Below are 13517 nucleotides of genomic sequence, written 5' to 3' on the forward strand. Positions count from 1 at the left end.
GTCCTTGTCGTTCGATGTCATGCGGCGTCCAGCTCGGCCAGCACCGTGATGCCCAGCGCCGTGCCATGCACCGCCAGGTGCGCACCCATCTGGATGACCTGCACCACCGCATCGCGCGCCACGCCCAGTCCATGGGCCTGCTGCAGCGCTGCGCGCAAGGCCTCGGGCTGGCTGGCGGTAAAGCAGGCATGCAGCGCAATGGTGATCAGGCAGCGCTCGCCAGCGCTCAGGCCCTGGCCGCTTTCTGCCGTGCTGGCCAGCGCCTGCAGATGGCCAAAGTAGCCTGGGTCCATGGCCTGCAGCCGCCCCCACAGATCGGGCTGCTGGCCGTCCACGGTGCTCTCAGCCTCGGGTGGCAGACCATACACCTGGGCCACCTCGTCCAGCGCTGCCGCTGTCGCGCCTGCGCCTTGCAGGCAAACCAAGGTCAGCACATCCAGCAAGTCGTCATCGCTGGCGCCGCAGGCCAGGGCTTTTTGCATATGCAGCTTCAAGCCGCTGGCAAACAAGTGGCTGGCCGATGCATCGAGCGCCACATAGACCAGTTCCACCATGCGCTCGCTCAGGCCGCCGCTGCGCGCCGGGTAGCCGGCATAGTGGGCATAGGCCTGCAAAAACGCCGGGCGGCGGGCAAGCAGTTGCGCATTCCAGGGCCTCCAATAGCCACGCTCCTGGCGGTACAGGGCCTCAACGGCGGCGGTGTCCAGTTCAGACATGCTGGACCTCCTTGCTGCCTGAGATATCCAGGCTCTGCCCGGTCACAAACTGCGCCCGTGCACCGGTCAGAAAACGGACCAGCGGCAGCAGTTGCGCCACTGCCGCCCCCGTGGCCTGTTCAGGCGACAGCAGCAGCGCATTGATACGCAGGCCCTGCGTGGCCCATTCGCAGGCCAGGGTTGCCACCAGCATGCGCGCGGCAGCCAGCGCCGTCTGGTGCTGCCAGGCAGGCACATCGTCGGGAGCACTAGCGGGCAGCAAGAGCAGCAGGCTGGCATCGCGCGCATGGGCGGCGGCAAACTGCTGGCCGGCGCTCAGCACGGCCTCCACAAGATCGCCGCCAGCCAGCGCCTGCGTGCTGATCAGGCCTTGGCATGGCGCGGGCGTTGTCGCCGCCTGCGCGCCGTCCTCCGCCTGCAGCGCTTGCAGCCAGGCGCCATCACATCCGGCATCGCTGCCGGCTTGTAGCTGCAGATACAGCGGCGTCTGCAAGGGTGCAGGCACAGCGGTGCTCAGCGCGCAGCGGCTGCTGCCGCCGTAAATGCCTGACCCGCCATCCACCGACAGGACCTGGCCCGACAGCACACGGGCCTGGGGCTGCGCCAAAAACACCAGCGCGGCGGCCATTTCTTCGGGCTCGGCCAGGCGGCCCAGGGGGATCTTGGCAACGGCATCGGCCAACGCCAGGCGGCCGGCATCCATCAGGCCCTGTACCAGCTCGGTGCGCACAAAGCCGGGGCACAAGGTGCTCACACCCAGCTGGGGGTAGCGCTGTGCCAGGCTTTGCGACCAGGCGATCAGCCCGGCCTTGCTGGGGCTGTAGAGCCCGCGCCAGGGAATGGCCTTGTGCCCCGCGCCGGAGGACACATTGACAATGCGCGCATCGGGCTTCAAGCGCGGCAGGCAGGTCTCGAACAAGGCCTGCGGCGCCTGCAGGTTCAGCCGCAGCAGGCGCTGCCACTGCACGGGCGCCTGCTCGGCCAGCGGGCGGCCGCTGCTGTCCGAGATACCGGCGTTGTTGACCAGCGCATCCAACGCCGGCAGCTGCGCCAACTGGCGGCCCAGCAGGGCCAGCGCCTGCGCATCGGTCAGGTCCAGCGCAAAGGCCTGCGCGCTGGCCGCGCCCTGCGCCAGGCAGTGCTGGGGCAGCTCGGCAATCGCGGGGCTGATGTCGACCAGCAGGCAGTCCCAGCCCTGCTGCGCAAACTGCAGCGCGGCAGCGCGGCCAATGCCAGAGGCAGCCCCGGTGATCAAGACAGCGGGCATAGGCTTCAGATATTGGTGAAGGTGATGCCGCCATCCACCACCAACGCCTGCGCGGTGGTGAACTGCGCAGCATCGCTGGCCAGGAAGCAGATGGTGCCGGCAATGTCGTCCACCGTGCCCAGGCGCCCCATCGGCGTCTTGGCCACGCGGCCGGCATCGCGCTCGGCATTGCGGTTGCGTTGCGTACCCTCGGTCGGCACGGCCGAGGGGCAGACCGCATTGACGCGGATATTGCGCTCGCCCAGCTCCGCCGCCGCGGCGCGGGTAATGCCCAGCACGCCGGCCTTGATGCCCGAATACACCATCGAGCTGCCGGCCGAGCGCAGCGCCGCGACCGAGGCCACATTGATGATGGCGCCACCGCGCTCTGCATCCATGCGGGCAGCGGCGGCCTGAATGCCCCAGAGCACGGCCTTGAAGCCGATGTCCAGCATGCGGTCCACCGTCTCGGGCATGATCTCGCTCACCGATTGGTAGCGCACCCAGGCGGCGTTGTTGACCAGGATGTCCAGCCGCTGGTGGCGGGCATAGGCCTCGTCCACGGCGGCGGTCATCTCTTCCCGCGTGGCCACGTTCTTCACCACGCCAAAGGCCTGGCCGCCCTGCGCGGTGATCGCGGCCACGGTGTCTTCAACCAGCGCATCCTTCAAATCATTCACCGCCACCACCGCACCGCGTGCGGCCAGTTGCAGCGCCGTGGCGCGGCCAATACCAGCGCCGGCGCCGGTGATCAGGGCCACGCGGCCTTCCATATCTCTCGCGATTGCCCCTGTCATTGCGTCACCTCACAACGGTCCATAAAGTCGGCTCCCAGCTTGCGCATCACGGCGCCCACACCCAGGCAGGCGTCCAGCTTCTTGTGCTCGCGCAGGCTGCGGTGCAGCCCCAGCTCCCAGGTAAAGCCCATGCCACCATGCAGGTGGATGGCCTTTTCCAGCACCCAGGCGCCCTGGTTCAAGGCAGCGGCCAGGGCGCTATCGGCCTGGCGCGGATTGCCCCACTCATCCGGGTGCAGTGCACGCCAGGCCTGGGCACTGGATGCCTCCAGCAGCAGGCGCATGCGCGCCAGGTGGTGGCGCACCGCCTGCTTGGCCGACAGCGGCCGGCCAAACTGCACGCGCGCCTGCAGGTAATCGGCAGTGCGGTCCAGCGCGCCGGCACACAGCCCGTTCACATACTCGGCCCAAAGCAGCTGGATATCGGCGCAAAAGACCTGCGACTGCGGCGCGTCCAGGGTCAGCAGCGGCGTGGCGCCGGTGGTCGATACCCACAGCTGGGGCACTTCCGGGTCCAGCATCTCCTCGGCCTGGCAGCGCAGGGCCGCCTTGTCGTAGAGCGCACAACCGGCATCGCTCTGCACCAGCACATAGTCGGCCTGCTGGCCATTGCGCGCCACCCCACTCCAGTCGCCAGCGGCCTGCGCGGCCATCACCACGCACAGCGATTTCTCACCGCGCAACAGCTGGCCACCGGCCTCCGTGCCTTGCAGTGCCTTGCTGGCGGCGATCTGCTCAGGCAAGGGGTAGGACAGTTGCATCTGCCCTGCCACCCGCACCACCGGCATCGCAAACACCAGCGGCAGGCCCAGGCCGCCCTGCGCTTCATCAGCGCAAATACCAAACAGGCCGGCATCGGCCATGGCGGCAGCCGCCTCGGCCGGGCCTTGCCCTTGCAGCGCTGCGATGACCGCCTGCGCCGCCTGCCCAAACTCCTCGGGCTGCAGCTCTTCACTTTGCATCGTCATCCCCTCAGTCCTTGGTCAGCTGTTGAATGCGCTGGGCAATGACATCCAGCTGCACTTCGGTGGTCCCGGCATAGATGCTCTCGGCGCGCGAGAACAGATAAGCCTGTGTGAAATGGGCCTTGGCGCGTTGCGCCAGAGCGCTGTGGCCAGGGTTGATATCGGCCACCATCGCCAGCGCCAGCGAGGCAAAGGCCTGGTGGCATTCCGACCAGTAGAGCTTGGTGAGCGACCCGCGCGCACCAATCGGCTCGCCGGCCTGCAGCTGCTCCCCGCTGCGCTCGACCAGGCCCTTGAGGCCATCGATCTGGCTGACCACCTGGCCCACCGCCTGGCGCAGGCCCGGCTCTTGCAAGCGGGCGCGCAATGTGGGCTCGGACTGGTAGGCCCGCACCAGCTGGCGCAGCTCGCATTCAAAACGCCAGGCGCGGTACATGCGGTTGGTGGCGCGCTCGATCGACAGCACGCGGATGGCCGCGCTCCAGCCTTCATCGGCAGCGCCCAGGCGGGCCGAATCGGGCACGCGCACCTGGTCAAAAAACACCTCGGCAAAGGACTGCTTGTTGTCGATGGAGCGGATCGGCACCACGCGGATGCCGGGAGTGTCCATCGGCACCGCAAACATCAGCAGGCCCCGGTGCTTATCGGCCACCGTGCCGGTGCGGGTCAGCAGCAGGCAGTAATGGGCCTTGGCGGCGCCGCTGGTCCAGATCTTCTGGCCCTGGATGAGCCAGTCATCGCCATCGGGCGTGGCCTTGGTGCGCAGCCGCGCCAGGTCCGATCCGGCCTCGGGCTCGGAAAAGCCCTGGCACCAGTACTCGCGCATCTCCAGAATCGCGGGCAGAAAGGCCTGTTTTTGCGCCTCGGTGCCCACCGCCATGATGATGGGGCCGGCCAGCTCCTTGCCGATCGAGCTGACGCTCTCGGGCATGGCCAGCGCGCCCACTTCCTTGTTCACCGCCAGGTGCTCGCGCAGGCTCAGGCCATGGCCGCCATAGGCGGTCGGCCAGGTCATGCCGGCCAGGCCCGCCTGGTACATGCGCGCTTCCCAGTCGCGGCACTCGTCCAGGCTGGGCGTGCGGTAGTCCACGCTGTCGGCGCGCATATGGGCGGGCAAATGGCTGTGCAGCCATTCACGCGCATATTGCCGGTAGGCGCCCGGGCCCGATGCGGCATCGGGGCGGGCGAAATTCTCTTCCTGTTTCATCGCATAGTTCCGATCAAAGTCTCCGTGGCACTGCGCATCAGGCCTGCGGCTGGGCCGCCACCATCAGTGCATCGACCGCAATCACGCCCTCGCCGGCGGGCTGGACCAGCACCGGGTTCAGGTCGATCTCCGCGATCTCGCCGGCATAGGCCAGTGCCAGCTCCGACAGGCGCGCCACCGTGGCGGCCATGGCCTGCACATCGGCAGCGGGCTGGCCGCGCACCCCTTGCAGCAGCGGGTAGAGCTTGAGCGAGGCGATCATCTGCAGCGCCTCGGCCTGCGTCACCGGTGCCACCTGCACCGCCACGTCTTTCAGCACCTCGGCATAGATGCCACCCATGCCCACCATCACCACCGGGCCAAAGGCTGCGTCATGCGATATGCCGGTGATCATCTCGACACCGCCACCCACCATCGGCGCCACCAGCACCCCATCGATCTGCGCCTGCGGCGCGCGCTCTGCCACCCGCGCCAGCAGCTGCGCATGGGCCGTGCGGGCCTGCGCGGCGCTGCGGATGTTGAGCTCGACGCCGCCGACTTCGGTCTTGTGGGCAATGTCGGGCGAGACGATCTTGAACACCACCGGGAAGCCGATCAGCTCGGCCGCAGCCACCGCCGCATCGGCGGACTGCACCACCTGCTCCTGCGTCACCGGCACACCGGCCCGCGCCAAAAAGGCCTTGGCATGGAACTCGTTGCGGAAGACCTGGGCATCCAGCGCCTCCCAGTTCTGCGCGGCAGCAGGCACAGTTGGGGGCTGGCCCAGCGTCTGGCCCAGGCGCACCATACCGGCCAGTCCACGGGCTGCCGCATCAATGGTCGGGAAGATCGCAATGCCCGCGTTGGCAATGCGCTCGGTCACATCGGCAGGGCCCTGGCCGATCAGCACAATCAGGCGATCGGGGTAGTCGCGCCGGATCTGGGCCAGTGCCTCCTGGTACACACCGCTCAAACGCGGGTTGTGCAAGGACAGAGACAGCAGCAGCACCAGGGTGCTGCGCGATGCGTCTTCCAGCAGGGCCGTCAGCAGCTTGTACAAGATATCCGGCCGGCTGGACATCTGCGCCGTCGCATCCACCGGGTTGCGGGTGCCGGCCACGGGCACGGCTTCCTGGATACGGGCACGCGTCGCGTCGGACAGCTCGGGCAGGTCCAGGCCCGCCTGCACCATGGCATCGGCCATCATCACGCCAAAGCCGCCCGATGCCGCCACCAGGGTCACGCCCCGGTTGCGCGGCAGCAGTGCCTGCGGCACCACCGACAGCGCCGCCGTCAGCTCCACCATGTCTTCGATGGACTGCACCGTCAGCGCACCGGCGCGGGTCAGCGCCGCTTCGATCACGGCATTCGACCCGGTCAAGGCGCCGGTGTGCGAGGCAGCCGCCGCCTGGCCTTGCTCGGTCGAACCGATCTTGAGCACCACCACCACCTTGCCGGCGGCGCGGGCTGCTTCCAATGCCTGCAGCAGCTTGCTGCCATCGCGGCAGGTTTCCATGCAGCACAGGATGATGCGGGTCTGGCTGTCGCGGGCCAGCGCGGCAATGCCGTCGGCAATGTCCACATCGGCCTCATTGCCGGTCGCCATGAAGCGGCTGATGCCCATGCCTCGGCGCACCACCGACTGCAGCGTGAAGCTGCCCAGGTTGCCCGACTGCGAGACGATGCCCACATGGCCGGCGGCTGGCAGCTTTTCTTCCAGTGCCACCGAGAAGGAGCCAATCACCCGCTCCTCGATACCCACCGCGCCCAGGCAGTTGGGGCCCAGCACGCGGATTCGGCGCTCCCGCGCAATCTGGCTCAGCTGCCGCTGCAGCGCAGCGCCCTCCTCCCCTGCTTCTATGAATCCGGACGACAGCACAATCGCTGCCTGCACCCCTTTGTCGGCGCAGTCGCTCAGCGCTGCGGGCGCCATGGCCGCCGGCACCGCGATGATGGCCAGCTCAGGCACCTGCGGCACATCAAGCACGCTGGTATAGGCGGGAAGCGACTGGATGCTGCCGCCCTTGGGGTTGATGGGGAACACCGCGCCGGCAAAGCCATGCTTTTTGAGCAGATGCACGGGCCGCCCACCGATCTTGGTGGGGTCGTCGGAGGCACCAATGATGGCAATCGCGCGCGCATTGAAAAACGGATCAAGACCTGCACCGGGCTGCAGGCGGGTTGTCTGCAGCATGCTCAGCGTCCTTTGAAAACAGGGGCGCGCTTTTCCAGGAAGGCCATGCGCGCTTCCTTGGCGTCTTCGGTCTTGGCCAGCGCCATCGTGAACTCTTGCTCAAAGCGGTAGGCATCACGCTGGGGCATCAGGTCCACCATGTTGGCGGCGCGCTTGGCGTAAATCACCGCCAGCGGTGCCTTGGACGCAATCTCGCGTGCCATCTCCATGGCCTTGGGCAGCAGCGCTTCGGGCGCCAGCACTTCTTCGACCACATTGCGCTGCAGCATCTCCTGGGCGGTCAGGCGCTGGCCGGTAAAGAACATGCGGCGCATGGTCGAGCGACCCAGCAAGGTCTTGAGCATCGATGCCCCGCCGGCCAGGCCCACATTGATCTCGGGCATGCCAAAGGTGGCGTTCGACGAGGCATAGAGAATGTCGCAGGCCGCAGCCAGGCCCATGCCGGCGCCGAGGGCCGTGCCGTTCACCGCTGCAATCACCGGCTTGGCGCATTCCTTGATCGCATTGCCGGTCTCGCGGGTGATGCGGTTGTGCTCCAGAAAATCGCCGGCCACCTCAGCATTGGGGCGGTCCTTCAGATCAGCGCCAGCGCAGAACACCGAGCCGGAGCCGGTCAGCACCGCGCAGCGCACATCCTCGCGTTCGGAGATGGCATCAAAAATCGCCACCAGCTCGCGCCGCATCGCACGGTTAAGGGCATTAACGGGTGGGCGGTTCAAGGTCACCAGGGCCACGCCATCGGCGACTTCCAGCAAAACGGATGGCTCAGACATGGCGGCCTCCCCGGACATTGGTCACAGCGGCGGTAACCGTTGGCTGGAAGGCGGCGCAGGGCGCAGCCTGCGCAATAGGCGCTATCACTTGCATGTTGTCTCCTTGGATCTTGGCCGCTCATGGCGAGCGCCTGTTTCGAATCTGTGTTTGATTCTAGGAAGGAACCCTGCAAATGATTTCCCCCCGATTGGTTGAATCTGTTCTGCGTTCCCCGGGGTAGTGGCGCCCTGGGGCAACCCTATGATGGACAGCAACCTACGTGCAGCGCGGCTCCAACCTAAGAACGTGTTTACGATCTCCTCGCGCCGCGACAGTGTCTTTGCGAGATGGGATGCGAGGCGTAGCGCGCAGCCAATAGCCCGCTATTGGCAAGTGCTGCAACGATGCAGACCGCTCGCAAAGCCACTGTCCCTACGGGTTGAAGTGAAATCGGGCGATTTCTGCGCGCTGGCCCTTGCTTGCACCCCGGTGCAAGCTGCGGACCAGCCCTTCGAACTCATCCCGATTGCACTCCAACGCGGCTGCGTAGAGATCGTAGACACGTTCTAAGAGCCCCAACCTGAAGCCCTCCATGCATATCCAGCCCCTGATCCCGCAACGCCTGGCCCTGGGTGAATGCCCCAACTGGGATGCCGCCACCGGCCAGCTCTGGGCCATGGACTGCCGGCGTGGCCATCTGCTGCGCATCGACCCGGCCAGCGGCCAGACCGAGCAGCACCTGCTGCCAGCGCCCACCGGCTCATTCGCGCTGAATGCCGATGGCAGGATCGTCATCGCGATGAAGGAGGCGCTGGGCCTGTACGACCCTGCCAGCCGCCAGCTGCACACCCTCGCCGAGCTGGACGAGCACCTGCCCCATCTGCGCCTGAACGATGGCTGCGCGCTGCCCGATGGCCGCTTTCTGGTCGGCAGCATGCATTTGCACTTGGAAGAAGGCGAAGCACCCAAGGGCGGCATCTATGTATTGGAGCGGGATGGCCAGTTGGCGCGCATAGGCCCGGCCCTCAAAACCGCCAATGGCCCGCTGATCCACCCCCACAACGGCCGCCTCTTCATTGCCGACAGCGCCGCGCAAAGCATTTATTCCTTTGATATCAGCAGTGGGCAGGCGCAAGACCAGCAGCTGTTCATCAGCACCCAGCCCCAGCAATCCGCCCCCGATGGCTGCTGCTGGGACAGTGATGGCGGGCTCTGGACGGCTATGGTGCGTACCGGCCAGCTCGCCCGCTACGATGCCCAAGGAGCGCTGAGCCAGTTGATCAGCCTGCCTGTGGCCCACCCCAGCGCGCTCTGCTTTGGCGGGCCAGATCTGGCGGACTTGTATGTCACCAGCATCTCGGACAGCGGCCGCCTGCGCGCCAGCGGCCCGCTGGACGGCGCCATTCTGCGCATCACCGGCCTGGGTTACCGGGGGCTGGCCAAGCCCCAGGCGCGCATCCTCATCCAGGATTAGAAGGCTGCGCCCTCGCACTCAGCGGTGAGTAGGCCCCCACGATAGGTAGAATGAGAGGCATTCGCATTCTTCTACCCTGTCACTGGCATGCCTCCCCTCTCCCCTGGCGCAACGGCCTACACCATCGAGACCATCTACCGCCAGGAGCATGGCTGGCTGAAGGCATGGCTGCAGCGCAAGCTGGGGACGTCCACCCATGCGGCCGACCTGGCACATGACACCTTTGTCCGGCTGCTGGCTTCGCCGGGTTCGGAGCCAATCCGTGAGCCACGTGCATTTTTGCGCACCGTCGCACATGGGCTGCTGGTCAACCACTGGCGCCGCCAGGACCTGGAACGCGCCTGGATCGAGACCCTGGCCCAGCTGCCACCGGCGCTGGCGCCCACGCCCGAAGAGCGGGCCATGGCACTGCAAACCTTGCAGCTGGTCGATGCCATGCTGCGCCGCATCAATCCCAAGGCCCGCGCGGCCTTTTTGCTGTCACAGCTCGACGGTCTGACCTATGCCGCCATCGCCACGCAGCTGAAAGTGTCGGAGCGCATGGTCAAACGCTATATGGCCCAGGCCATGTTCGAATGCCTGTTGCTGGAGCAGGCATGAGCCCGCTCGCTGCCGGCCAACCCAGCCGGGAAGAGCTGCGCCAGGCGGCCGAATGGTTTTCGGTGCTGCAGTCCGGCAAACCCAGTGCGGCTGATATCCAGGACTGGCAGCAGTGGCTGGCCAGTGGCACGGGCGCCCAAGCTGCATGGCAAAGGGTGGAAGACCTGGCCGGCGGCCTCTCCCGCTTGTCCAGCCTGCCAGCGCGCCAGGCGCTGGAGCATGGCGCCCGCCTGGGGCGCAGCCGCCGCAGCGCGCTACGTGCCCTGGCCCTGGTTCCCCTCGGTGGCCTGGCGGCCTGGCTGCTGCAGCAGCAGTCCGAGCGGCGCGGCTGGTTGGCCGACTACCGGACCTCGGTCGGTGAACGCCGGGAGCTGCAGCTGGCCGACGGTGGCCGTCTCTGGCTCAATACCGGCAGCGCGGCCAATGTGGACTACCAGCCAGGTCTGCGCCGCATCGCGCTGTATGCCGGCGAGCTGCTGCTGAGCACCGGCCGCGACCCGGTTCAGCCCGCGCGGCCGATGGTCGTCGATGTGGCCCCTGGCCGGCTGCAAGCCCTGGGCACCCGGTTTGGGGTGCGGTATGCGGACAGCGGCGCCGTACACCTGGCCGTGTTCGAAGGCCGGGTGGCTGCGCAGCCGCGTGCCGGCAGCAGCTTGGTGGTGGCGGCCGGTCAGCAGGCCCTCGTCTGGCCACACCGAGTAGAGGCCCTGGGCAGCGTTGCCGCACAGGCCGATGGCTGGACCCGCGGCATGCTGGTGGCCGACAACATGCGCCTGGACGACTTTCTGGCTGAGCTGTCGCGCTACCGGCGCGGCTTGCTCAGTTGCGCAGCCGAGGTGGCCGACCTGCGCATCGTTGGCGCCTACCCCTTGGCCGATACCGACCAGGTCTTGCAGGCGCTGGCCTCTAGCCTCAACATCCGCGTGCGCCAGCCCTTCCCCTGGTGGGTGTCGGTCGAGGGCCTATAGAAATCTTTTCTAGAAAATAGCGCCCCGAGGTTCCCTTTGTGGTGATTGGATTGGCATGGGAAGTAACCAATCCGGTTTTCTTCCATCCAGCCATTCATGAACCGACTTACCGACCCGGCCAGCCTTGCCCAACGCCATCTCGTTCGCGCCCTGCGGGGGCGCCCCATTGCCATCGCCGTGGCCAGCTTGCTGGGAGCATCTGGCGTGTATGCGCAGACGCTGCACAGCTTCTCCATCCCACCAGGCCCCTTGGGCACCGTGCTCAGCCAGACGGCGGCCACCGCCGGGGTGCTGTTGTCGGTCGATGCCAAGTTGACCCAGGGCATCCACAGCCCCGGCGTGCAAGGCCGGTTCAGCGCTGAAGAAGGGCTAGCCCGGGCGCTGGCAGGCAGCGGACTGGCAGCGGTGCCCAACGCGGGTGGCGGCTACACCTTGCGCGCCGCACCTACCGCCGCCCCCGCACCCGCCAACCCGGCAGCCACCGCCGACAATAGCACCACTTTGAGCACAGTGGTGGTCAGCGCTGCGGCCCAGGCGCCAGCCACCACCGAAGGCTCGGGCGCCTACAGCGCGCGTGCCGCCACCATCGGCAAGACAGCGCAAGCCCTCAAGGACATTCCCCAATCGGTCAGTGTGGTGACGCGCCAGCGCATGGATGACCAGAACCTCAGCTCGGTCAGCGATGTTCTGGAAAACACCACCGGCATCATGATCAGCGAGGTTGCCGATGGTGGCCGCAACTACTATTCGCGCGGCTTCAAGATTGCCAATGTGCAGTACGACGGCGTGCCCTTGTCACGCGGCAATTACGGGGTGGGCAACAGCTTCACCGGCAATGCCGCCTACCTGGACCGGGTGGAGGTGTTCCGGGGTGCCCAGGGCTTGTTCGAAGGGGCGGGCCAGCCGTCAGGCTCCATCAACCTGGTGCGCAAGCGCCCCACCGCCGACAAGCAGCTCCTGGTCGAGGCCCGCGCCGGCTCCTGGAGCCACTATGGCGGCATGCTGGATGCCAGCGGTCCGCTCAACGACGAGGGCAGCCTGCGTGCCCGCGCCGTGCTCGATTACGACGACAAGGGCGGCTTCATCGACCACACCGATGAGAAGAACCTCAACGCCTACCTGGCGCTCGACTACGACCTGTCGGCCGACACCACGCTGGGCCTGGGCCTGGGGGTCTCGCGCCTGCGCTCCACGCCCTTCTTTGGCGGCTTGCCACGTTACAGCGATGGCCGCTCGCTGAACCTGAGCCGCTCCACCTTCCTGGGCGCGGACTGGAACCGCTGGGACCGCGACGAAACCCAGCTCTTTGCCGACCTGTCGCACCGCCTCAATGCGGACTGGCAGTTCAAGGTCGCGGCGGCCTATTCCCGCGAGACCAGCCTCACCACCGTGCGAGATTCCACCGGCGCCGTCGACCCCGTCAGCTTGACGGGCCCGGAAGGCGCGGCCTGGAACTACGACAAGCTGTCCAAGAACGCCGGCATCGACATGCACCTCAATGGCCGCTTCGCGCTGCTGGGCATGCCCCAGCAACTGACCGTAGGCGCCAGCCTGTCGCGGCTGCGCAGCAATGACCGCATCGCCTATGCCTACAACCTGGGCGCGATCGATGTGTTCAACCCCAATCCCCACGTGCCCAAGCCCCAGGACTTCCCCGATTCGCAGCGCCTGTCGCGCTATGAGCCGCATCTGCAAAAAGGCATCTACGCCCAGCTGCGCACGGAAATCGCACCCGCCTGGACCTTGGTCAGCGGCGGCCGTGTCAGCTGGTTTGAGAGTGTCTTCAGCACCCAGGCCGCCACCTGGGACAGCAAGAGCGAGCAGAAGAAGTCCGGCGAATTCACGCCCTTCCTCGGCCTGATCTACAAGCTGACGCCGCAATGGTCGGCCTACGCCAGCTATGCCGATGTCTTCATGCCCCAGACCACCACCGCCCAGGATGGCAGCACGCTCAAGCCCGTGATCGGCGCCAACTACGAGGCGGGTATCAAGGGCGAGTTGCTCGATGGCAGGCTCAATGCCTCGCTAGCCGTTTACCGCGTTGATGAAACCAACCGTGCCGTGGAAGACACCGCCGCCGGTCGGCTCTGCAACGGCAACTACTGCTACCGCGCCGCCGGCAAGGTGCGCAGCCAGGGCTTTGAGGCCGAACTGCAGGGCGCTGTCGCCCCCGGTTGGCAAGTGGCTGCCGGCTACACCTTCAACCGCAACAAGTACCTGTCCGATCCGGTCAACGAGGGCCTGACCTTCAACGAAGACACGCCGCGCCACCTGCTGCGTCTGTGGAGCGACTACCGGTTTAAGGGTGACTGGAGCGGGCTGAGCCTGGGCGCTGGCGTCAGTGCGCAAAGCGCGATGAGCAACAGCGTCTCAGGCGTGCGCCGCCCATCCTATGGAGTCTGGAACACGCGCATCGCCTACGACCTGAACCGCCAGTGGACCTTGGCGCTCAATGTGAACAACGTCTTTGACAAGGTCTACTACGAGTACGCCAGCTACATCGAGAACCGCAACAACTACGGTACGCCGCGCAACTTCCTGGTGACCCTGCGCGGCCGCTTCTGATCAGCGCTGGCCAGCGCGAAGTGCATCGGGCGGCCTCTCTGCGCAGAGGCCGC

General features: G+C 66.8%; 11 protein-coding genes. 4 read left to right on the plus strand and 7 right to left on the minus strand.

Translation table 11 applies throughout. The annotated features are described in order from the left end of the window. Positions 1–17: 17 nt before the first annotated feature. From EDF71_RS05685 to EDF71_RS05715, 7 genes are read right to left on the minus strand one after another with little or no spacing between them, the layout of a single operon-like run. The gene (locus EDF71_RS05685; protein ID WP_133855628.1) at positions 18–716 is read right to left on the minus strand and encodes a carboxymuconolactone decarboxylase family protein; all 699 of its coding nucleotides are present in this window, start codon (positions 714–716) and stop codon (positions 18–20) included. After that, entirely contained in the window at positions 709–1983 is a 1275-nt protein-coding gene (locus EDF71_RS05690) for an SDR family oxidoreductase (RefSeq protein ID WP_133855629.1), read from the minus strand. The genes EDF71_RS05685 and EDF71_RS05690 overlap by 8 nt, the downstream gene beginning before the upstream one ends. Before the next feature lie 5 nt (positions 1984–1988). Next, a complete protein-coding gene (locus tag EDF71_RS05695) occupies positions 1989–2759 on the minus strand; it encodes a glucose 1-dehydrogenase (RefSeq protein ID WP_243854187.1) in 771 nt (256 codons plus the stop codon). Then, positions 2756–3727 (minus strand): acyl-CoA dehydrogenase family protein, encoded by a 972-nt coding sequence (locus EDF71_RS05700; RefSeq protein WP_243854188.1) that lies wholly within the window; start codon positions 3725–3727, stop codon positions 2756–2758. The genes EDF71_RS05695 and EDF71_RS05700 overlap by 4 nt, the downstream gene beginning before the upstream one ends. A 4-nt stretch (positions 3728–3731) precedes the next feature. Then, positions 3732–4931: an acyl-CoA dehydrogenase family protein gene (locus EDF71_RS05705; RefSeq protein ID WP_133855630.1), complete on the minus strand. Its 1200-nt coding sequence runs from the start codon at positions 4929–4931 to the stop codon at positions 3732–3734. A gap of 37 nt (positions 4932–4968) precedes the next feature. Next, positions 4969–7104, minus strand: coding sequence for an acetate--CoA ligase family protein (locus EDF71_RS05710; protein WP_133855631.1), 2136 nt, complete (start codon positions 7102–7104; stop codon positions 4969–4971). Positions 7105–7106: 2 nt separating this feature from the next. After that, positions 7107–7877: an enoyl-CoA hydratase/isomerase family protein gene (locus EDF71_RS05715; protein ID WP_133855632.1), complete on the minus strand. Its 771-nt coding sequence runs from the start codon at positions 7875–7877 to the stop codon at positions 7107–7109. A 572-nt stretch (positions 7878–8449) separates the two neighbouring features. Here EDF71_RS05715 and EDF71_RS05720 point away from each other — a divergent pair. The 4 genes from EDF71_RS05720 to EDF71_RS05735 all read left to right on the plus strand — a co-directional run bounded on the left by EDF71_RS05720 (position 8450) and on the right by EDF71_RS05735 (position 13464). Beyond that, positions 8450–9331 (plus strand): SMP-30/gluconolactonase/LRE family protein, encoded by an 882-nt coding sequence (locus EDF71_RS05720; protein WP_133855633.1) that lies wholly within the window; start codon positions 8450–8452, stop codon positions 9329–9331. Positions 9332–9418: 87 nt separating this feature from the next. Beyond that, on the plus strand, positions 9419–9931 hold the full coding sequence (locus EDF71_RS05725) for a sigma-70 family RNA polymerase sigma factor (RefSeq protein WP_133855634.1): 513 nt from the start codon (positions 9419–9421) through the stop codon (positions 9929–9931). Next, complete coding sequence (locus EDF71_RS05730; protein ID WP_166656457.1) at positions 9928–10899, plus strand: FecR family protein; 972 nt, start codon at positions 9928–9930, stop codon at positions 10897–10899. Before EDF71_RS05725 ends, EDF71_RS05730 begins: the two co-directional genes overlap by 4 nt. A gap of 96 nt (positions 10900–10995) precedes the next feature. Beyond that, positions 10996–13464, plus strand: coding sequence for a TonB-dependent siderophore receptor (locus EDF71_RS05735; RefSeq protein ID WP_133855636.1), 2469 nt, complete (start codon positions 10996–10998; stop codon positions 13462–13464). Positions 13465–13517: the final 53 nt, after the last annotated feature.

This window comes from Comamonas sp. JUb58, from assembly GCF_004364775.1.
Classification (GTDB): Bacteria; Pseudomonadota; Gammaproteobacteria; order Burkholderiales; family Burkholderiaceae_C; genus Comamonas.